18 protein-coding genes are annotated in these 21,463 nt (G+C 61.4%); 3 read left to right on the top strand and 15 right to left on the bottom strand.

The genetic code is table 11. From position 1 onward, the window contains the following. Position 1 precedes the first annotated feature (1 nt). From Q9295_RS16065 to Q9295_RS16040, 6 genes are all read right to left on the bottom strand, one after another. A complete protein-coding gene (locus tag Q9295_RS16065) occupies positions 2-1,090 on the bottom strand; it encodes an ABC transporter permease (protein ID WP_306681604.1) in 1,089 nt (362 codons plus the stop codon). A 57-nt stretch (positions 1,091-1,147) separates the two neighbouring features. Next, positions 1,148-2,125 carry a BMP family protein gene (locus Q9295_RS16060; RefSeq protein WP_306681603.1) on the bottom strand — a complete coding sequence of 326 codons (978 nt, stop codon included), beginning with the start codon at positions 2,123-2,125 and terminating at the stop codon, positions 1,148-1,150. Between the two features lie 86 nt (positions 2,126-2,211). Beyond that, the gene (locus Q9295_RS16055; protein WP_306681602.1) at positions 2,212-3,507 is read right to left on the bottom strand and encodes an amidohydrolase family protein; all 1,296 of its coding nucleotides are present in this window, start codon (positions 3,505-3,507) and stop codon (positions 2,212-2,214) included. Positions 3,508-3,959: 452 nt separating this feature from the next. Then, positions 3,960-4,667, bottom strand: coding sequence for an SDR family NAD(P)-dependent oxidoreductase (locus Q9295_RS16050; RefSeq protein ID WP_306681601.1), 708 nt, complete (start codon positions 4,665-4,667; stop codon positions 3,960-3,962). After that, positions 4,664-5,158: a MarR family winged helix-turn-helix transcriptional regulator gene (locus tag Q9295_RS16045; RefSeq protein WP_306681600.1), complete on the bottom strand. Its 495-nt coding sequence runs from the start codon at positions 5,156-5,158 to the stop codon at positions 4,664-4,666. The genes Q9295_RS16050 and Q9295_RS16045 overlap by 4 nt, the downstream gene beginning before the upstream one ends. A 148-nt stretch (positions 5,159-5,306) precedes the next feature. Then, a complete protein-coding gene (locus Q9295_RS16040) occupies positions 5,307-6,308 on the bottom strand; it encodes a GlxA family transcriptional regulator (protein WP_306681599.1) in 1,002 nt (333 codons plus the stop codon). Positions 6,309-6,724: 416 nt separating this feature from the next. Here Q9295_RS16040 and Q9295_RS16035 point away from each other — a divergent pair, with 416 nt between their 5' ends. Further along, positions 6,725-7,174, top strand: coding sequence for an ACT domain-containing protein (locus Q9295_RS16035; RefSeq protein ID WP_306681598.1), 450 nt, complete (start codon positions 6,725-6,727; stop codon positions 7,172-7,174). A gap of 59 nt (positions 7,175-7,233) precedes the next feature. Here Q9295_RS16035 and Q9295_RS16030 read toward each other — a convergent pair whose 3' ends face one another. From Q9295_RS16030 to Q9295_RS16000, 7 genes are all read right to left on the bottom strand, one after another. Beyond that, positions 7,234-9,654, bottom strand: coding sequence for a GcvT family protein (locus Q9295_RS16030; RefSeq protein WP_306681597.1), 2,421 nt, complete (start codon positions 9,652-9,654; stop codon positions 7,234-7,236). 50 nt (positions 9,655-9,704) lie between these two features. Further along, positions 9,705-11,255: a trimethylamine methyltransferase family protein gene (locus Q9295_RS16025; RefSeq protein ID WP_306681596.1), complete on the bottom strand. Its 1,551-nt coding sequence runs from the start codon at positions 11,253-11,255 to the stop codon at positions 9,705-9,707. Between the two features lie 461 nt (positions 11,256-11,716). Continuing rightward, positions 11,717-12,727 carry an N-acetyltransferase DgcN family protein gene (locus Q9295_RS16020; protein ID WP_306681595.1) on the bottom strand — a complete coding sequence of 337 codons (1,011 nt, stop codon included), beginning with the start codon at positions 12,725-12,727 and terminating at the stop codon, positions 11,717-11,719. Between the two features lie 14 nt (positions 12,728-12,741). Next, the gene (locus tag Q9295_RS16015) at positions 12,742-13,722 is read right to left on the bottom strand and encodes a dipeptide epimerase (protein WP_306681594.1); all 981 of its coding nucleotides are present in this window, start codon (positions 13,720-13,722) and stop codon (positions 12,742-12,744) included. Further along, the gene (locus Q9295_RS16010; protein WP_306681593.1) at positions 13,719-14,636 is read right to left on the bottom strand and encodes an ABC transporter permease; all 918 of its coding nucleotides are present in this window, start codon (positions 14,634-14,636) and stop codon (positions 13,719-13,721) included. The genes Q9295_RS16015 and Q9295_RS16010 overlap by 4 nt, the downstream gene beginning before the upstream one ends. A 3-nt stretch (positions 14,637-14,639) precedes the next feature. Then, on the bottom strand, positions 14,640-15,419 hold the full coding sequence (locus tag Q9295_RS16005; protein WP_306681592.1) for an ABC transporter ATP-binding protein: 780 nt from the start codon (positions 15,417-15,419) through the stop codon (positions 14,640-14,642). A gap of 63 nt (positions 15,420-15,482) precedes the next feature. Next, positions 15,483-16,457: an ABC transporter substrate-binding protein gene (locus tag Q9295_RS16000; protein ID WP_306681591.1), complete on the bottom strand. Its 975-nt coding sequence runs from the start codon at positions 16,455-16,457 to the stop codon at positions 15,483-15,485. A gap of 148 nt (positions 16,458-16,605) precedes the next feature. Here Q9295_RS16000 and Q9295_RS15995 point away from each other — a divergent pair, with 148 nt between their 5' ends. After that, positions 16,606-17,256, top strand: coding sequence for a helix-turn-helix domain-containing protein (locus Q9295_RS15995; protein WP_306681590.1), 651 nt, complete (start codon positions 16,606-16,608; stop codon positions 17,254-17,256). Positions 17,257-17,447: 191 nt separating this feature from the next. Further along, the gene (locus Q9295_RS15990) at positions 17,448-18,683 is read left to right on the top strand and encodes an NAD(P)/FAD-dependent oxidoreductase (RefSeq protein WP_306681589.1); all 1,236 of its coding nucleotides are present in this window, start codon (positions 17,448-17,450) and stop codon (positions 18,681-18,683) included. A 106-nt stretch (positions 18,684-18,789) separates the two neighbouring features. Here the strand turns inward: Q9295_RS15990 and pcaF are convergent, their stop codons facing one another. After that, positions 18,790-19,989, bottom strand: a complete 1,200-nt coding sequence (pcaF, locus tag Q9295_RS15985) for a 3-oxoadipyl-CoA thiolase (protein WP_306681588.1) — start codon at positions 19,987-19,989, stop codon at positions 18,790-18,792. 141 nt (positions 19,990-20,130) lie between these two features. Then, positions 20,131-21,363 (bottom strand): aminotransferase class III-fold pyridoxal phosphate-dependent enzyme, encoded by a 1,233-nt coding sequence (locus Q9295_RS15980; RefSeq protein ID WP_306681587.1) that lies wholly within the window; start codon positions 21,361-21,363, stop codon positions 20,131-20,133. Positions 21,364-21,463: the final 100 nt, after the last annotated feature.

Raw genomic sequence — 21,463 nt, 5'->3', positions numbered from 1 at the left:
CCTATCCTCTGCGCCGCGAAAAGAAGCGCAGGGCCCCAAAGGTGACGACCGAAAGGATCACGATGCCTTGGATGATCGAAACCAGAACCTGCGGCACCTGAGAGCTGATCTGCATCAGCTCGGACCCCGAGCGTAGCACGGCAAAAAGCCCGCCCGAGAAGATCGCATACATCGGGTTGTTGCCCGCCAAGAGCGCGACGGCGATGCCTTCGAAGCCGTAACCGGGCGAGATGTTTTGATAGAGCCGATGGGTGACGCCCGCGATCTCAAAGGCCCCCGCAAGGCCGGCCATGCCGCCGCTGATGCAAATGGCGATCATCATATTGCGGCCGGTGTTCATTCCAGCATAGCGGGCCGCATGCGGGTTGATGCCCACGACGCGCACTGCGTAACCGGCGCTGGAGCGGTAGAGGTAGACGTAAAGCACCAAAGCCAAGGCAATCGCGATCAAAATGCCGATGTGCAGCCGTGCTCCCGAGATCAGGTCAGGCACCCAAGCCTCGCGCAGTAGACGTGCCGATTGCGGATAGGCGGCTTTGGTGTCCTTCATCGGCCCGGTCACCAGCCATGAGGTGGCGATCAGGGCGATGTAGTTGAGCATGATGGTGGTGACGATCTCGCTGGCCTGAAAGCGCACCTTCAGATACCCCGCGATCCCGCCCCAAAAAGCGCCACCCAGCGCCCCCGCGATAAGCACCAAGGGCACATAAATCCAAGAGGTTAGACCAGGAAAGCTGACCCCCACCAAAGTGGCTGCGACCGCGCCCGCATAAAGCTGGCCCTCGGCGCCGATATTCCACATGTTACATCGAAACGCGACGCAAAGCCCGGCCCCGATCAAGATCAGGGGAATGGATTTGAGCAAGATCTCCGTGATCGAACGGAAGTCTTGGAAGACCCCGATGATCATCACATTGATCACGTCCATTCCTTGATAGCCATTCAGCTCAAGCAGAACCGCGCCAAAGCCCAAGGCGGTTCCCACAGCAATGGCAGAGAGGCTTAACGCGAAAAGCGCACGTGCTGCTGCCCGTGCGATCCGCCGCATGAGGGGGGGAGAAGCTGGTCCGCCCGGTTCGATGTCGCTCATATGATTGTCGCCCCAAAGGCTGTCGTGGCCCGGGTCAGAGGCCACGACAGGTCTGTGTTAGTTAGAGTAGGTCTGGATCTTGCCGGCGGCGATTTCAGCGGCGACCTCGGCCACTGCGGCCTTCACCTCATCGGGAACCACGGCGGGGCCATCTTCGCGGAAGGTGAAGCTCATCACCTTCTCGTCTTTCAGGCCAAAGACGACGTTGGTTTCTGGGGGATTGCCCTCTTGGATCCCGCGCACAACTTCGACCACACCTTGGGCGTAATCTGCGACGTAAAGGCCAAGGATGTTTTCCGGCGCGACTTCGGTGAAATCGCTGAAGATGCTGAAGCTTAGCACGCCCGGACCGGATTCGGCGATGCCTTGATAGGCCCCGACCGTTGCACCCGAGGCGTTCGGCACAACAAAGTCAGCGCCTTGGGCGATCATGCTCAGCGCCGATTCTTTTGCAGCGGTGGTGTCGGTGAAGTTGCCGATATAGGTCTCGCTGACCGGGAAGTCGGGGTTGACGTGTTTCACGCCGTTCTTGAAGCCGTCAAAGGCCTGTTGGATTGGCGGAATTTCCATCCCGCCGACCAGACCGGCCTTCTTGCCCATCATGGCCGCGGTGACACCCATCAGAAAGAAGGGCTGGCTGGTATCGGTGTTCAGGCCGATGACCTTGCCTTCCTTGATGTCGCTTGAGGAAATCAGGAACCAAGTGTCGGGATAATCCTCAGCGACGCTCAGCGCGGCATCTTGGAATTCGAAGCCGTGGCCCAGAATGACTTGGTAGCCTTGGCTGGCGTAGTCATGGAAGGCTTTTTCAAAGGAAGCCGGGTTTTGCTGCAACTCGACATAGCTGACCGAGGCGCCCAACTGCTCTTCGACGCCCTTCAAGGCGTTATAGCCGATGCGGTTCCAGCCCTCTTCCGAGACGCTGCCGGGAACCAAAAGGCCCATCTTCAGCTGTTCTGCTGAGACCGTACCCGGCGCCATCAATGCCATGAATACAAAAGGTGCAGCGCCCAGCAAACGGGCACGTCGAGACATACGCGATTCCATCGTTTTCTCCTCCCTAAAGTCTTTTGTTTGATCGTAGCGCCGCCAGAAGTCCGACTGCGCCGCCGTCAACCCGGCTATGCCGCCGGGTCGTGCTCGGCCAAGGCGACCGAGGTCTCAGAGACCAGCCGCCCTTGCGCGAAGACCATTATATGGTCCGCCCCGCCAGCAACCAGCGTATCGGTAGCGTCGCAATCGGTGACCACAAGGTCGGCCCAAGCGCCGGGCTTCAGCCCGTGATCGTCTTGCAGGCCCATTAATGTCGCGGGGGCCGCGGTGATCATGTGATGCGCATCGGCCAGCTCATCGGCATGAAGGTGGCCGGCCAGCAGGGTCCAGCGGGCGATCTCCAAAGCATCGCCGGTCCCGGTTGGGACGAAGGGATCTTGGATATTGTCCGAGGCCGCCGCGATGGTCACTCCGCCGCGCTTCAACTCGGCCACGCGGGTCAAGCCGCGCGGAGGCAAAACGTCTTTGTCGCGGCCTTGCAGATAAAGGTTCGCCGCCGGCAAAGTCACCGCGCCCACTTTCAGATCAATCATCCGTTGCATGATCTTTTCGAACTCGGCCCGCGGCAATGCGCTAAGCACCGAGACATGGCTAAAGACGGTCCGACCTTGCATGCCATAACGCTCGACTGAATCGAGCGCCGCGTCGAAATGCAAAGCGGCGGTGTTCAGATGCTCGTCCAAATGCAGATCGACCGGCTTGCCCGCCCGCGCGGCAGCGGCAAAGAGCTTGTCGATATAGACATCCGGCGCTTCACTGACGGCGGGCGTGCCCCCAACAACGTCACCCAGCGCGACAGCTGCGTCGATATTTGCATCCAGCCAGTCAAAATCTTGCTTGGGATGCGCCAGCATGAACGAAACCAGTTGCAAGGTCATCGTCCCGCTCCATTCGTCTCGGAGCTTTGCCAAGGCCTCGATGCCTTGGAAGCGCGCATCTTTATCGATGTTGATATGGCTTCGGATCGCGGTCGTGCCGCGCGACAGGCAGCGCTGCATGGTGCGACGGGCGCGGCGATAAATGTCCCCGGGCTCGGCGGTGCGCGCGTAAACGGCAAAAGCCTCGCGCGCGCCTTGTAACGTCCCCGAGGGGTTGGGGGTGAAGGGCAGCGTCAGGGTTTTATCAAGATGCTGGTGCATATCGATAAAGCTGGGTGAGATCAGCATGCCAGAGACATCAACCCGCAGCGTATCGGCGCCGGTGTCCAGCTTTGTGCCAATATTCGCAATGCGGCCATCGGCCGAGATCAGAATATCAGCGACAGCAGACGCACCGCCGGTTTGAACGATCTTGCCGCCGGACAAAAGCACAGGGCGGCGTCCTTTTGAGATTTCGGTCGTGAGTGCCTTGAACTGCGCAACCATCTCTCGCCCCTTCATATGCACGTGCGTCGCGACTAGAATAGGAACGGGTATTTTGTTTGGGCAAATTCATTATTCATATTTATTGATATGATAATCTGAACAATCAAAGGTCCGTCGGATCTTCGTTCAATCATTTGAAATCGTTATGATAGTAGGAGCTGAGGCCCGTGCGGCGCAGGTTTGGAACAGCTGCCGCGGATCGTTCCGACCCCGCTGAGGGCGGGCGAGCGATCTTCTGGGGCTGTGAAGGCGGCGACCGCCGGTTGTGGCGCAGGTTGGAACAGGCGCAGGCAGGCCAGTTCACGGCGGCTTAGCGGCTCAGCTGTTCGGAAGCATCTGTCTGCGCAGCGCCAGAAATGTACCAGACGTATCGCAGGATCAAAGGGTTTCATTCCGCCTTATGGGGGGAATGAAACCTATGAACCTGCGCAGGCGCGACGGGCGTGCCGAGATCAGTAAAGCTCTTCGTCTTGGCAGTTGACGGCAAGCTCAGCCACGCTGGAGGCGTTGGGCAGCGCCAAGACCGTGGCGATCAGGGCTGCAAGATCCTCGGGGCGGGTCATCTCTTGGGCGGGACGCTCAGTCAATGCCGTGCCCATATCGGTTGCGACAAAGCCGGGGCAAATCGCGGTCGCGCGAATGCCATGTTCAAAACCGGCATGGCGCAGTCCATGTGCCAGTGCGAGCGCTGCATACTTCGTCACGGAGTAGCTGCCCGACAGCGCCGATTTCACCCGCTTGGCCGAAAGCGAGGCAAGGATGATCACCCGGCCCTGACCATCCGCCTGCAGATCGCTCCATGCGGCACGCGCCAGACGACGGGGGCTGTGGGTGTTCACCTCCATCATCTGCGCCATCTCATCATCGGTGATCGAGATCACATCCTTGGGCACAATCGTGCCAGCATTGGCGATCACGGCGCGGATCGGCCCCAGGGCTTTGCGCGCGGCCTCAATCCAAGCGGTCTCATCCTTGCCAGTCGCGGCATCATAGGCAAAAGCATGCACCATCGCGGGATCGAAGGCTTTGGCCCATTCGGGCATTTGACCGCCTCGCACCCCAAGCGAGACCCTCCAGCCCCGCGCCAGAAGCTCTTTTGCAATCGCAGCTCCAATCCCGCGATTTGCGCCTGAGACGATGGCGACGTCGTTCTTAGTCATGTGTTTGTCCTGAGTTTTTGGAAGGCACGTCGCAGGATGTCGATGACAATGTCATGCTCCTCTTGCGACATGAGATTAAGAAAGAAGCTCTGCGATTGGCTTTTGACCAAGGCCTCAAGCGCATCCGCAGCGTCCAATCCTTGCGAGGTGATATATAGGCCCGTTGCCCGGCCGTCCTGCTCATCGGGGCGCTTTTCGACAAAGCCGCCGGTGACAAGCTCATCGACGATCTTGGTGCCAAGGGATTTGTCGATTTGGCTTGCCTGCGCAAAGGCGCCGATCCGCAGGCCTGGGTGTCGGGCGATCATGAAGAGAGCGGTGATCGCGCCCTTGCGACGGCTAAAGCTCATATCCTTCAAAGAACGATCAATATCGCGGCTCACCGCCATTTCGATCAGGCGAATGTAAAAGCTAAGCTGATCATCAAGGAACCCAAACGAGGGTGGCAACTGCGGATCGACATCACGGCTTTCTTCATCATGCTGCGTCATCGCGGTTTTCCCTTTGCATGTCCTGAGGTCAAGCTAGGTAAATGGTGGAGCACATCAACGATTATCTCGGCACGCTGTGATGCTGCTTAAACTTTGTGCCGGAGGAACGAGGTCCGGTGTGAGCACGGACGGAAGACAGAGTTGCGCGCTAGTCTGCTAGGGCAGGTGGCGGGGTGGCCTGTTGGGTTCGGGCTCTTTCGCGCAATTTGGTTGGGCGAATGTGGTAAAACTCGCGGAACCAGCGCGAGAAATGCGAAGCCGAGGAAAAGCCCGAGGCGATCGCCACCTCGAAGATCGGTTGCTCGGTGTAAAGCAGCAACTCGCGCGCATGTTCTATCCGCAAAGAGATGTAATAGCGCGTCGGCGTGGTGCCGAGATGTTGGCGGAACTGTCGTTCGAGCTGACGCGGGCTGATCCCCGACATCTCGGCCATATCCTCCACATGCATCGGCGTTTCGATGTTGTTTTGCATCAGGCGAACCACCTTTTGGGTGGGCAAAGGCAAAGCGGCCATCTGCTGCAAACGGCCGCCTTGCTGGTTCTCATTCGAGTCGCGAATCCGCTCATGGTGGAACTGGTTGGCAACCGCGCGGGCCAGATCGCGGCCATAGCGCTCGCCCACGATATGCAGCATCAAATCCATCGCCGCCGTACCGCCAGAGCAGGTCAGCCGCTTGCGGTCGATTTCAAAAAGCGTGCCGGTCGCGGTGACATTGGGAAAGTCTTCCTCAAAGGCGATGCGATTTTCCCAATGGATCGTGGCACGGTAGCCGTCCAATAGCCCCGCCCGGGCCAAAAGATAGCTGGCGGTCGACAGCGCGCCAATCGGGATGCCCTTATAGGCCGCGCGGCGCAGCGCAGCGAGATAGGGTTTTTCGCGCATCGGGCTGACGCGCATGCCGCCGCAGATGAACAAAGCATGCGCCTGTTCCAAGGCTTCGGTCACCGGCTCACCGGGAAAGGGTATGTCGCTTGAGGCCAGCACAGGTCTGCCGTCGATGCTGGCCAGACGCCACCGAAACGCTTCGCGCCCCAAGAGCCGGTTCGCTGCGCGCAAAGGCTCGATCGCAGAGGCAAGGCTCATCATCGACAGATCGTCTGTCATCAGAAAAAGGAAGGACAGAGGTTCGGTCGCGCGTTCAAACAACATGGGGGCGGTCACTGGAGCGATAGAGAGAGGAGTGGATGTCGGTTTTACGGCCTTGCCGAAAAGGCTGCTCTGATATCGATAGGGCAGGCCGGGATGTTCTGCGTGGGAAAGTCTAAGTCGGCGGACCCCAATGTGAGGCGAATTTGCCAATCTGATAAGCCACATCGGCGCGGGCAAGCTCTACGATCCCTTCGGGCGTTGGGCAATGTGCTTTGGCAAAAGTTTTGTGCTGTTTCGGGGCGGGATGACATTCATCCGACATGATTGGCCCTGTCGCATAAGTCAGCGATGCGCGGCAGATGATCGACTTGTGACCCGTGGGCGCCTTGCCGGGTCAGTTGTCTTTTTGGCGTTCAGGGCTGGAATGGGCCGTTGATCGGCCTATGCTGACAGTGAAAATTTGAGGGAAGCCACATATGGCGATTGAGCCAGAAGCACCGCAGGCAGTGGTCAATGATTTTATGGCGATGATCGTCGAGATGAACCCGGTCCTCGACCGCATGACCTATGTGTTTTGCAGCATCGACCCGGCGCAGCTGACCAGTGACATCGTTCTGTCCTCTTTGGCTTTGTTCCATGAGGAAGAGGGGCTAAGCCTGATCCTGCCCTCGGCCAAGGCGCGGCTCTTGAAGCTGCCATCGGGGGGGGCGCCAATGTCGCGCATCACGCTGACGGTTTTCTCTGCGCTTGAAGGCGTGGGACTGACCGCTGCCGTCGCCACTGCTTTGGCCGAGCATGGCATCGCTTGCAATATGGTGGCCGCCTATCATCATGACCATGTCTTTGTGCCGGCAGATCAGGCGCAAGAGGCGATGGTGATTTTAGGCGCACTTCAGGCCGCAGCGGCGGAAGAAAACGCCCGCTGATCCGATGCGAAAAAAAGGGCGCCCTGTAGGACGCCCTTTGTCGAAGATGAGAGCGAGGCTCAGTTGCCGCGCAGACGCTTGCCTTCGGGATCGAAGGGCGGCTCGGCCAGAACCACAGCTTTGTGCGGCAGGCCAAGGATTGCGACCTCGACTTCATCGCCAGCTTTCACCTTGTCAGCCTTGAGATAGGCAATCGCCAGCGACTTGCCGACCGAATAGCCGTAGGTGCCCGAGGAAACCTGACCCACCGGCGTGCCATCCATCGCAAAGATCGGCTCGCCGCCGGTCGCGTCGGCGTCGTTCGTCTCGATCGCCAGCATCATCATCAGATCGCGCGGCGCGTTGTGGCGGATCTTCTCCCAAGCGGCTTTGTTGAGGAAGTCCTTGTCATCGCGGATCAGCTTGTCGAGCCCGCTTTCCTGCGGCCAGTATTCCGGGCTGTAATCGCGGCCCCAAGAGCCATAGCCCTTCTCAACCCGCAGGCTCATCAGCGCGCGGCTGCCAACCGGGCCAGCGCCATGGGCTTTGCCAGCTTCCAGCAGCGCCTCGTAAAGCTTCAGCTGGTCGGCTTGGTCGCAATGCAGCTCCCAGCCGAGATCGCCGGTGAAGGAGACGCGCAGAGCCACGCATTCCACGCCAGCCACGGTGATGCGAGCCGAACGCATGAAGGGCATCGCCTCATTCGAAAGGTCGGCATTGGTCAGTGCGGCAATCAGCGCGCGCGACTTCGGACCGGCAACGTTGAAGCCGCACATCTCGACTGTCTTGCTCTCGAAGGTGGTGCCTTCGGGCAGCGGCACGGCGCGGAAGAAGCGCTGGTGGAAGCGCTCGGCCATGCCCGAACCGATCACCATGAACTCCTCGTCGCCAAGGCGGGTGACGGTGAAGTCACCGGCGATGCCGCCGCGCTTGCCGATCAGCGGGGTGAGGCAGGAGCGGCCCACGAGCTTCGGCATCCGGTTGGCGAAGACGGCGTTGAGCCAAGCCTCAGCACCAGCACCTTTGACCGAATATTTGGCGAAGTTCGAGATATCGATGATGCCTGCGGCTTCCCGCAGCATCTTGGCTTCGCGACCGACCGGAGCCCACCAGTTTTGCCGCACAAAACCGGCGGTCTCGTGGTCGGGTTCCCCTTCAGCCGCAAACCAAAGCGGGTGTTCCCAGCCGAAGTTCAGACCGAAGATCGCGCCCATCGACTTTTGCAGCTCATAGGCCGGGCGGACGCGGACCGGACGGCCTGCTTCACGCTCTTCATTGGGGAAGTGGATTTTGAAGCGGTGCGAATATTGGTCTTCGACCCGCGCCTTGGTGAACTTTTTATCCGCCCACGCGCCATAGCGCGCCATATCCCAGCCGAACATATCCAGCGAAGGCTCGCCCTCGACGATCCATTCGGCGGCGAGTTTGCCAAGGCCACCCGATTGCGAGAAGCCGGGGATGATGCCGTTGCAGCAAAAGTAACCGGTCAGCTCCGGCACCGGGCCAAAGAGGGCCGAGCTGTCCGGCGACCAGATCATCGGACCGTTGATGACACGCTTGATACCGGCGGTGCCAACAGCCGGCACGCGGTCGATGGCGCGCATCATATTGGGCTCGATGCGCTCAAGGTCGTCGGCGAAGAGCTCATGGCCAAAGCCTTGCGGCGTGCCCTCTTCGGCCCAGAATTTCATGTTCTTCTCATAGGCACCGATCAACAGGCCTTGGCCTTCTTGGCGCAGGTAATATTCGCCGTCGCGGTCGGCGACCGAAGGCAGGCGGCGGTCCATGCCGGCAATCTCACCGATGGTCTCGGTGACGAAATACTGATGCTCGGTCGGGATCAGCGGCAGATCGATGCCGGCCAGTTTGCCGACTTCGCGTGCCCACAGACCAGCAGCGTTGATCACCCACGGCGTTGCGATATCGCCCTTTTCGGTGCGCACGATCCAAGAGCCATCGGGCTGCTGCTCGGTGCCGATCACCGGGGTGAAGCGGTGGATCTCGGCGCCCAATTGGCGTGCGCCGGTGGCATAGGCATGGGTGACGCCCGAGGGGTCAACGTTTCCGCCATCGGGTTCATACATGATGCAGCGGATGCCGTCGAAGTTGACCAGCGGATGCAGGCGTTCGGCCTCATCACGGGCGATCTCGTAGAAGTTCATGCCATAGCGGCGCGCTTTGGCGGCTTGGATCCGCAGCTGATGCTCACGCTCTTGGGTCTGTGCCAGATAAAGCGAGCCGGGCTGGAAGATGCCGCAGCCTTGGCCAGTTTCGGCTTCCAGCTCTTTGTAGAGCGTCATCGTGTAGTGCTGAAGACGCGAGATATTGGTGTTGTCGTGCAGACCGTGGATGTTGGCAGCGGCGTGCCAAGTGGAGCCGGAGGTCAGCTCGGAACGCTCAAGCAGAACCACGTCTTTCCAGCCCAGACGGGCCAGGTGGTAAAGGATCGAGCAGCCGATAAGCCCGCCGCCGATGACAACGGCTTGTGCATGGGTACGCATGTGTTTGGTCCCTAAGAATTTGTAATCAACGTGAATTTGGCTGGCCCCGATCAGGGCTCACCAAATCCGATGTCTTCGCGGCGGCGGGCCACATAAGCGTCAAGCTCTTCGCGGATCGCTGGATCCATGGCGGGCTCTTCATATTCCTCCAGCGCGCGCTGCCAAAGGGCGGTGGCGCGGGTCAAAGCGTCCTTGGAGCCTGCCGCTTCCCAGGCGCCGTAATTCGTCCAATCCGACAGCATCGGCTGGTAGAAGGCGGTCTCATAGCGTTGCAGCGTGTGATCGGTGCCGAAGAAATGCCCGCCCGTGGGGACCGAGCCGATGGTCTCAAAGCCCAGCTCATCTTCCGAGAAATCAATCGGACGCATGACTTCCATCATGTTCTGCAAGATTTCCACATCAAGGATCAGCTTTTCATAAGAAGCGGTCAGACCGCCCTCCATCCAGCCCGCGGCGTGATAGATCATATTGGCGCCGCCGCCGACCGCACCCCAAGTGGCCATCGAGGTCTCGTAAGCGGCCTGCAAATCGACCGTATTCGAGGCATTGGCGTTCGAGGTCCGGTAAGGGATCTTATAGCGCCGGGCCAACTGGCCAGAGATCAGGTTCGCCTTGGTGTTTTCCGGCGTGCCGAAAGCGGGGGCGCCCGATTTCATATCCACGTTCGAGGTGAAGGCGCCATACATCACTGGCGCGCCTTTGCGCACCAATTGGGTCAGCGTCACACCGAACAGCGCTTCGGCGTTTTGCTGCGCCAAAGCGGCCGGAAGCGAGACCGGGGTCATCGCGCCCATCAGCGTGAAAGGCGTGATCGAGACCGGCTGGCCATGCTCGGCCATGGCGATCAGGCCATCGGCCATCTCACCGTCCAAAAGCCGCGGCGAGTTGACCGAGATGATGGTGATGACGCCGGGGTCTTGCGCCATTTGCTCGGGCGTGATGCCGCGGGCAATGGTCATCATATTGATGCCATCCATCGCCCGACCACGGCCAATCGCGGTGCAGTGGAACGACAGATCCGACAGCGTGAGATTGACGCGATAGGTGTCGAGGTGGCGGTTGTTCGCGGGCAGCTCTTGCGGCGCGGCCACCTGATTGCCGATGATATGGATGCAGTTGAAGTGATGCGCGAGACGGGTGAAGTTCTCGTAATCCTTCATATTCCCGGTGCGGCGGCCGTTGATGCAATCATGCACATTCGGCGGGCCAGCGACCAGACCGAAGACCATATGTTTGCCCCCGATGGTCAGCCGTTTTGAGGGCGTGCGGCCGGTCAAGGTGAAGCTGGCGGGCACGGTCTTCAGTGCCTCGGCCACGATCTCTTCGCCGACACGAATGGTGCCGGTCTCGCGGTCGACCAAGGCGCCGGCCTTCTCAAAGAGGTCCATCACCTTGGTGCTGAGCACGCGAATGCCCAGCTCCGACAGGATCCGCATCGAGGTGCGGTGGATCGCCTCGATCTGCTCTTCGCCCACGATTTGCAGCGGCGCAAAAGGCAGTTCCAGATCGCGCCACGGCAGTTGCAGGATACGCCCGCCTCCGCGTGAGGTTTTAGCGCGGCGGGCGCCTCGGCGGGAGCCAGAGGTCTCTTCGGCGGTCATGCCGGTTCTCCTTAGGTCGTCAATTATCAATGGGGGCCGAGATCAGATCCATGAGCGAGCGGCCGCCCTGCGGAAGGATCTGGTCGGCAAAGGTGCAGACAAAGGTCTGGTGCAAGAACGTATTGCAGCTCTGAGCCATGATCGGATTCCTTGGGACTGCGCCGGCTGCGCAACATCAGATGACGGATGCCACCTTAAGTCTGGCGCCGAACCTAGTGGCAGCGGGCGCATGTTCCGCTACGCCTGATCGACAGTTAATTGCACAAATCCGTCACCTGCCGCGACGGTCACCCGCTCTGCCGCGAGTGTCGGGGGTGGGGGAATGATCCAGCCCGCGACGGTTTGCTTGCGTCTGACTGGGGCTGGAAGGCAATGAATAAGCCGCCGCGCCAGCTCGGCGCGACGGCTTTGTCAGCTTTATGCCCCGTTAGGGGGCTTTGTGTGGTGGCTATCGTTTGGCCTTAAGCCAAAAGGTGATCGACCAGCTTTGCGACGCCAAAGCGCACTGGGTCCGTGGCGGGCAGGCCATGCTCTGCCTCGGCCTCGGCCAAGACGGCAAGCGCCTCGGCTTCGGGAAGGCGGGCGGTGTTGATGCAAATGCCAGCGCAGCGGATATTTGGCGCGACGCGGCGGCTGAGGATCGTGGTCAGCTCGATGATCTCACCGATGCTGGCGGTTTTATGGCCGGGGAAGCCGGAAAGCTCGGTCCGGCCCGCTTCGTGGCAGACGACAAAAGCCTCGGGCTGGGCGCCATGCAAAAGGCCCAGCGAGACCCCGGCATAGGCGGGGTGGATCAGCGCGCCTTGGCCCTCGACCACGTCCCAGTGATCGGCGGCGGCGGCGGGAGTCAGCTGCTCAACCGCACCGGCAAGGAAGTCGGCGACGATGGCATCGACCGCGATGCCGTGGCCGTCGATCAGCACCCCGGTTTGGCCGGTGGCGCGGAAGGTTGCCGGAACCTTGCGGTCTTGCAGCTCGCGGTGGATCGCAAGGGCCGAGTATTTCTTGCCCACTGCGCAATCGGTGCCGACCATCAGAAGACGGCGGCCAGACCGGGGGAGGCCGTTCCCAATCGGGAAAGGCCCGCCCGAAAGCCGCACATCATGCAGCTGCCGCCCGGTGCGATCGGCTGTGGCGGCGAGGTCAGGATTGCTGCGCAGCGGCACATGCAGGCCCGAGGCGATATCAAGCCCCGCCTCCATCGCCTCCACAATGCGCTTGGCCCAATGCGGCGGCAACTGGCCACCGGGGGCCGCAGTGCCGATCACCAGCGTCTTGGCACCTGCTGCGGCGGCTTGTGCCAGATCCATGTCCGGCAGGCCCAGATCGGCGGCGCAACCCGGCTCACGCAGTTGCGCCAAGCAGCGCTCGGGGCGCCAGAAGGCCAGCCCGGCGCCGGTCTTGGCCAGCTCGGCCACAGGCGTGTCGCCCAGATAGATGAGATAGGGGGCGGCGATGGAAGGAAGGGTCATATCTGCTCCTGGTCTTAGCCCCAAAGGGCGGGCGCGCAGCGCGTCAGCTGTCCTGCGGCATAGGTCATGGCGGGGGGGCGGTCCTGGGCCAGCAAAAGCGGGCCATCGAGGTCGGACCAGTCGGAAAGGCCGGCGATCACATAAGCCGGGGCCATCGAGAGCGAGGTGCCGGCCATGCAGCCCACCATCACCCCCATGCCAGCGGCGCGGGCGGCATGGACAAGGGCCAGCGCCTCGGTCAGCCCGCCGGTCTTGTCGAGTTTGATGTTCACGCCTTGGTAAAGGCCGATAAGCTGCGGCACATCGGCGGCGGTGTGGCAGGATTCATCGGCAAAGATCGGCACTGGGCAGTCAAGGCCGCGCAGTTGTGCGTCCTGACCGCGCGGCAGCGGCTGCTCGATCATTTTCACATCCAAGACGGCGAGATCGGCCCCATGACGGCGCAGAAGGTCCAGGGTCCAGCTTTGGTTGGCATCAACGATCAGCTCGGCATCGGGGCGGGCGCTGCGGATCGCACGGACACGGTCGATGATGTTCTCGGCATCCAGCTTGACCTTCAGCACCCGGTGGGCCGAGGCCTTGGCCGCGCGCGCCATATCATCCGGAGTGCCAAGGCCGATGGTCTCATCCACCTCAAGCTGGTCCGCCGCGGCGGGCAGGCCTGCCAATTGCCAGATGTCGGTGCCGCTTTCCTTGGCGCGCAGATCCCAAAGTGCGCAATCCAGCGCATTGCGGGCAGGGCCGGGCGGCAAGGCACCGCACAGAGCCTCAATCGGCGTGCCTTGGGCGAGCGCCTTGGTGAGGCCGTCGAGCTGCGCGGTCACCGCCTCGATGGTCACATCGAAGACCACCGGCAGCACGCCCTCGCCCTGCGCCTGCACGCCGTTTCGCGACAGGCGCACATGGACGCAGTCAAGATCGGTGACGGTGAAGCCTGCAAAGCGGAACGGCTGTTTCAGCGGCCATTTGTCAATGGAGAAATCAAAGCGGATCATTCGCGGAAGCTTTCTTTGGCCGGAGTGCCCGCGTTGCGGCGGCGAAAGCCCATCGTCGGCGCGGCCAGCATCACAAGCACAAAGACCCCGGTGGCGATCTTCAGGTCTCCGGGCGGCAGACCGGCGGCAAGGCAGACTGAGATCAGTTGGTAATAGACCACGGCGCCCACGAAAGGTGCGGCCAATTGGCGGCGCAGGGTGGTGCGGCCCAAGATCGCCTCGCCAATCATCAAAGCGGCAAGCGCGTTAATCAACACGCCAAGGCCCATATTCACATCAGCAAAGCCTTGGCTTTGCACCATCAGCCCGCCACCGAAGGCCGAGAAAGCTCCGGCCAGACCGATGCCGCCGATGGTGGCGCGCCAGACGTTGATGCCCTGCGCTTCGGCCATGTCGGAATTGGCACCCACGGCGCGCATCGCGGTGCCGCGCTCGGTGGTGAACCAGAGGTTCAGCACCAGATAGGTGACCAAGGCCAGCACGCCGACCAGCACGATCTTGGTCCAGCTGGCCGAGAGCGACAGGGGCGAGAGCCAGTCATAGACCTTGGGCTCTGAGAAGATCGGCTGGTTCGCCTTGCCCATGATCCGCAGATTGATGCTGTAGAGCATGGTGGTGATCAGGATGCCTGCAAGCAGCGTGTGGATCCGAAAGCGCAAATGGATGAAGGCTGTGGCGCAACCGGCCAGAAAGCCCGCCGTCGCCGCGATCAAAAGCGCGGGCAGGGGTGGTACTCCGGCGATCAAAGCCACAGCGCAGACGCAGCCGCCCAAAGGATAGCTGCCTTCCGAGGTCAGATCGGGGAAGGAGAGGATGCGGAACGGCAGCATCACCGCCAGCACCACGAAAGACAGGATCAGGCTTTGCGCCAAAGTGACGGGGATCAGCGCGATCCAAGCGTTCAGGATGTCCATCGCTTAGGCCCCCAGCAGCATACGGTCAGATTTGACCGAGAAATGGCCGATCAGATCGGGCACCGTGGCGCGGGCCTTTTCCTCGCCCGAGAGCTCGAGCAGCACCTTGCCAGCATCCAGCATGATGATGCGGTTTCCGTATTCCAGCGCATGGGCCATGTTATGGGTCACCATCATCGTGGTGAGCTTGAGCGCGGTCACCGCGCGCAAAGTGGCGTTCAGCACCAGATCCGCCGTGCGCGGATCCAGCGCCGCGGTGTGCTCGTCCAACAGCAAAATGTCAGGCTCGCCCGAGACGGCCATCACCAAAGATAAGGATTGCCGCTGCCCGCCGGAGAGAAGCGAGACCGGGGTGTCGAGCCGGTCCTCAAGGCCAAGGCCGAGATAAGAGAGATGTTCACGGTAAGTCTCACGCCGGGCGCGGGTCAGGCCACGGCGCAGGCGGGCGGGGTTCTGGCGCATCTCGGCCAGCAGCATGTTCTCGGCAATGGTCATTGACGCGGCGGTGCCCTTCATCGGGTCTTGGAACACCCGGGCGACATGACGGGCGCGGGCATGGACCGGCATCGCGGTGACATCGGCCCCGTTGATGTGGATCGAGCCTTGATCCAGCATCAGCGCCCCGGACACGGCGTTCATCATCGTGCTTTTGCCTGCTCCGTTGGAGCCGATGACGATGGCAAAGTCTCCGCGCGCAAGCGTCAGCGATAGCCCGTCCAGTGCCACCTTTTCATCAGGCATGCCCTGAAAGAACACCCGCCGGGCATCCTTGATTTTCAACATGATTAACTCCGATCCGGGGTTGGGGGGCTGCGCGCCCCCCAGATGGCGTAAAGCCTTAGCCGCTTAGTCGACGATGCAGTCGCAGCCGTCGAAGCTGGCCGGGATTGCCAAACCAAGTGCCTCCATCGCCTTGCGCGAGATGACGACGCTGTGGTCCTCGGCGGCGGGGTTTTGCGGCGGGATGGCGGCCAGATCCTCGCCCTTCAAGGCGCGCAAGGCGACGCGGCCAGCCAGATGGCCGATCTGCTCGTAAGAGACGCCGAAGGCCGCCGGGATCACGCCTTCATGCACAAGGCCGGGATCGGTGTTGATCAGCGGGATGCCAACCTCATTCGCGGCGGCAGCCACGGCCGAGATCGCGGGCTGGATCAGGCTGGAGCCGGGGCCGTAAAGCACATCAGCTTGGCCTGCCAGCGCGGCGATACGGGGTTGGATGTCATTGGTGTTGTCGATGCCGATGGCAATGATTTCAAAGCCATGCGTTGCGGCATGGGTCTTGAAAAGCTCAACCGTGGCCACGTCATTGGCCTCGGCCGGGTTGAAGGGCACGCCAAAGGTCTTGGCTTCGGGGTAAAGCGCACGGGCAAAGGCCAAAGCGGCGTCGAGATCCAGCGCGTCGGTGGCGCCGGACATATTCGCCTCGCCCGCCTCCCAAGATGGCGCAAGTCCAGCCGCGACCGGATCGGTCACCGCTGAGTAAAGCAGCGGAATGCCCTTGCCGCCCATTTGGTTCTTAACGTTCTGCGACACCGGCGTGGTGATCGCCAGCACGAGCGCGGGATTGCCGCTGTCGATCTTGGCAATCATCTGCGGCAAGAGCGTGGTGTCGAAATTGACATGGTCAAGGGTGAAGACCACATCGGTGCCTTCAACCATGCCCGAGGCAAGGATCTCGGCCTTGAAGCCATCCGCGACGGCATTCAGCTGCGGATGCTCGCCGAAATTGGCGATGGAAAGGGTGATCGGCTCGGCCAGAACACTCGAGGCCAAAAGTGCAAAGGGCGCTGCCAGCAGCGCAGGGCGCAAATGTCGGGACATAATCTTCTCTCCTGTTGGGCAGCGCCCTTTCTGTCGGAGGGCTCCCGGCGAGAACAGTATCACGGTTTTCCGATAGGAAAAGAGGGATTTTTCCGATCGGAAAAATTAGCGGCTAGCGCTGTTGCGGCAATTGGCTAGGATGCTGTTTATGGAGATCCCGCCCCAAGCCAATCGCCCGAGTGAACAGCCTGCCAGCGCCCCGGCGATAGCGGGTGCTGAGCAGCAGCGGATCGCTTTTGGTCAGCATCTGCGCAAGTTGCGGCAGGATCGAGGGCTGACGCTGACCGAATGTGCACAGCTGACAGGGCTGGCGATCTCGACCCTGAGTAAGGCCGAGCGCGGGCTCATGGCGCTGACCTATGACCGGCTCTCACAGATCGCCACTGGCTTGCAGATTGACCTCAACGCGCTCTTTCTGCCCGAGGGTGAAAGCTTCGTGCCGGGCAGCGTTGCCGTGGCGCGGCGGGGCGAGTTCCAGCTGCAAGAAACGCCGAACTACTCTTACGAGATTCTGTTCTCCGAGATGTGGGGCAAGGCGATGACGCCGATGACCGGCCTTGTCCGGGCCCGCAGCCGGATGGATTTCAAGGGTCTGATCCGCCATGACGGGCAAGAGTTCGTCTTCGTGATCTCGGGCCAGTTGGTGCTCTATTGCGAGGGGCGCGAGCCGATTGCGCTGGGCCCCGGCGAAAGCGCCTATTTCGACAGCAGTATGGGCCATGTCTATACCACGGCCGGAGAGGAAGACGCCCGGATTTTGGTGGTCTGCTTTGGCCAGAACCTGCCCGAATTGCGCTAATTTGGCTTGAGGCCCGCGCGATCACTCACCCGATTTCGTCCCACCGAAGTCTCGGTTTTGCGTCTGATCCTTTGATCTGAGAGATTAATGGACAGACATGTCCATTTGTTGCATCTTGCCCTCGTACAATACGGCGCGCAGCCCCGCGCTTTGTCACTTTAAAGAACAGCCTTTTCGACAGGGGAAGACCTTTGAGCACCAAGAGCAAACATGTCGTCATCGTAGGGGGCGGCATCATCGGCACCTCTACCGCTTATCACCTGCTGCAAGCCGGGGCCAAAGTGACCGTGCTTGAGGCGGCCACCATTGCCAAAGCAACCAGCGGTGCAGGTGCGGGCTTCGTGGCGCATTGGTCGGCGGGGATGATCCCGATGGGGGCCGAGGGGCGCGATCTGCAGCAGTATGGCCTTGATTTCTATGGCCAGTTGAGCCGCCTTGGCCAAGAGATCGGCTATCGCCCGAATGGCACATTGATTATGGCCTTGCACGAGGAGGGCCGCGAGACCCATCTTCGCGCGATCTTGGAATCGCCCTATGCGCCCAAGGAGATGCAGGATCTGACGGGCGCCGAAGTGGGCGAGAAGATGAAGGGGCTGGTCGATGGCTCCAAGGTCCATTCGGCTGCCTATAATCCCTTGGGGATTCAGCTCGATACCTCGCTGACACTAAAGCTTTTGGTGGGCGAAGTGGCGCGTTTGGGTGGCGATTACCGCGAGATGACCAAGGTTTTGGGGATCCACGACCACGCCTCGGGTGTCACGATTGAGACCGATCAGGGCAAAGTCGAGGCCGATGGCGTTATTCTGGCGGCGGGCGCTTGGAATGACGTTTTTGCGGCTGATCTGGGCTGCCATCTGCCGATGTTGAAGCTTTTGGCGACGCGGATCACCACCCAAAGCTGTGGCCTACCCTCGGATCTGCCCACGATCCAATGCCGCGATCTTGGCCTTTGGCTGCGCGAGACCTTTGGCGCGATCATGTGGGGCACAGGCGGCCATTATCACCCCTATTACAAGCTGGGGCAGGAGTGGATTGAGCCTGGCCAGCCAAAGCTGGAAGAACTGGCGCTGAAGATGTTCCGCGAAGACACGCCGCGCCTGCAAGAGATCTTCCCGACCCTGCGCGGCACTGAAGTTGCGGCTTGGGCGCAGGGCCTGCCCTGCTACACGCCGGATCGCAACCTCTACCTTGGGCCGGTGCCGGGCACGACCAATGTCATCCTTGCCGGGGGTGACAATGAAAGCGGCGTGACGCATGGCCCGGGCATGGGGCGCGTTGCCGCTGAGATGATGTTGGGCCAGAAGACGCTGATCGACGCCACGCGCTTCCGGTTGGATCGGTTTGAGCCGGGCGCTTTCAGCACGGAAGCCGAGGTTGAGGCCGCTTTGGCGAAGAAGCCGATCTTCGCTTCGACCCAAGCGCATTAACGCGGGGCAGGGCGGTCTGAACGCCGCCCACTTCCCTTATGGATATGCAAAAGGCCGTCTGAAACCAGACGGCCTTTCTTATTGTGCCTTGAATGCGGCGGCGGGGTCAGACCCGTTCCAGCGCCACGGCGATGCCTTGGCCCACGCCAATGCACATGGTCGAAAGCGAGCGTTTGCCGCCGCCGAGTTGCAACTCCAAAGCCGCAGTGCCGGTGATGCGCGCGCCCGACATGCCCAGAGGGTGGCCCAAGGCGATGGCGCCGCCGTTGCGGTTCACACGCGGGTCAGCGTCTTCGATGCCCAACTGGCGCAGGGTCGCCAGACCTTGGGCGGCAAAGGCCTCGTTCAGCTCGATCACGTCGAAATCGGCTTGGGTCAGCCCCAGCCGTGCCATCAGCTTTTGGCTCGCTGGCGCTGGGCCGATGCCCATGATGCGCGGCGCGACGCCCGCGACAGCACCGCCCAAGATGCGGGCGATCGGGGTCAGTCCGTGCTTCTTTGCAGCCTCGGCCGAGGCGATGATCAAAGCCGCAGCCCCATCATTGACGCCGCTGGCATTGCCTGCGGTGACCGAGCCATTGGGGAACAAGGGCTTCAGTTTCGCCAAAGCCTCCATCGAGACCGCGCGGGGATGCTCGTCGGCCGAGACGACCACCGGATCGCCCTTGCGCTGCGGGATGGTGACCGGAGCGATCTCGCGCGCCAGACGGCCATTGGCTTGCGCCGCGGCGGCTTTGGCTTGGCTGGCGACGGCCATTGCGTCCTGTGCTTCGCGGCTGATGCCATAGTCATCGGCAACGTTTTGGCCGGTTTGCGGCATCGACTCGGTGCCGTAGGCCTTATCCATCGCGGGGTTCACGAAACGCCAGCCAATGGTGGTGTCATAGACCGCATTGCTGCGGCTGAAAGCGGTGTCGGCTTTCGGCATCACGAAAGGCGCGCGGCTCATGCTTTCAACGCCGCCTGCAATATAGATCTCGCCCTCACCGGCGCGGATCGCGCGCGCGGCCAAGATCACTGCATCCATGCCCGAGCCGCAAAGCCGGTTCACCGTGCTGCCCGCGACCGAGATCGGCAGGCCTGCCAGCAAAGCGGACATGCGCGCGACGTTGCGGTTGTCCTCGCCCGCTTGGTTGGCGCAGCCGTAGATCACGTCATCGATCGCATCCCAATCCACGGACCCATTGCGCGCCATCAAAGCCCGCAGAGGCTCGGCTCCAAGATCATCCGTGCGGACCGAGGAAAGGCTGCCAGCATAGCGGCCAATCGGCGTGCGGATATAGTCGCAGATATAGGCTTCGGTCATCGTGCTCGTCCCTAATCGAAAAATGCCAAGGGGAAGGGTAGCGGCCCAAAGCCCCTTTGGGAAGAATTCAGCCCCGAGCATCGCCGGGGCTGAAGAATGGCTTTAGGACAGCACAGAGACTGCCCTTTGGTCAAAGGCCGATCAGCCTTTGATCACGCCTGCACGGGCGATATCTTGCAGGGCCAGCTCAGCCGCTGCCAAAGCCTGATCGATATCCGCCTCGGTATGAGCGGCGCTCAGGAACATGTTGTGCTTGGGGTGCAGGTAGACGCCGTGGTTCAGCGCGGCGAGGCAGAAGGCATTGCCGATCTTCAGATCAGCGTCACCTTCGAACAGCACCATCGGCATCACCGAGGGGCCGGTCTGACGCAGCTTCAAGCCATGCACTGCGGTCACGCGGTCAAGACCGGCGCGGAAGCGATCACCCATGCGGAAGGTATGGGCCAAAGCATCGGTGTCGCGCAGGATCTTGATCGTCTCAATCGCGGCGGCATGCGAGGCCGCACCATACCAGAAGGAACCGGTGGTAAAGATCTTGCCTGCACCTTCGCGCGCGCGCTCGGAGCCGACAACTGCCGCCAAAGGCCAGCCATTGGCGATGGCTTTGGAATAGGCGGCAAGGTCGGGCGAGACGCCGTAAGCGGCCCAGCTGCCACGCACGTCCAGACGGAAACCAGCGCGCACATCGTCAAGGATCAAGAGAGCGTCTTTCTTGTCGCACAGCGCGCGGGCGGTCGACAAGAACTCAACCGTCGGCATTTCTTGATCGCGGCCAAGGTCATGCCGGAAAGCGGTGATCATGATGCCGGCGAGATCGTCGCCAGCTTCAGCCACGGCTGCCTCAAGGCTCGCCGGGTCATTCCATTCACAATAAAGGATATGGGCGCGGTCTTCAGCCGTCACACCGACGAGCGAGGGCGAGCACCACGGAACTGCACCGTGATAGGCGCCGCGCACGACAACCAATTTGCGGCGCTGGGTGGCGGCACGGGCAACGGTGACGCAAACCGTGGTCGCGTCCGAGCCGTTCTTTTGCAGCATTGCCCAAGCGGCATTGTCGAGGGTCGAGACCAGAAGCTCGGCCAGTTCGACCAAAGCTTCGGTCGGGCCATTGCCGGAATCGACGCGGGCCAGTTGGGCCAGCGCGGCTTGGTCGACACGCTCGTTCTGGTAGCCAAGAACGTTCGGGCCCCATGCGCACATGAAGTCGATGAATTCACGGCCATCGACATCGGTCACCCGGCAGCCTTGGGCGCTTTGGAAAAATTGCGGATAGCCCGCGGTGATCGAGCGGGTTGCCATATGGCCCCACATCCCATTCGGGATCACTTTGGCGGCGCGGGCGGTCAGTTGAGCGTCACGGCTGGTGGACATGATATGTTCCATCTTCTGAACAGAGGATCCCGGCGCATTTTTGCGCCGGGATTTGTTTTTGATTTATTCGCCGATGGAGATTTCGGCCAGCGGCAGGTTG

Source organism: Pseudogemmobacter lacusdianii (assembly GCF_030848395.1).
In the GTDB taxonomy this organism is placed as follows: domain Bacteria; phylum Pseudomonadota; class Alphaproteobacteria; order Rhodobacterales; family Rhodobacteraceae; genus Pseudogemmobacter; species Pseudogemmobacter lacusdianii.
This window is presented reverse-complemented; position numbering and strand designations above follow the sequence as displayed.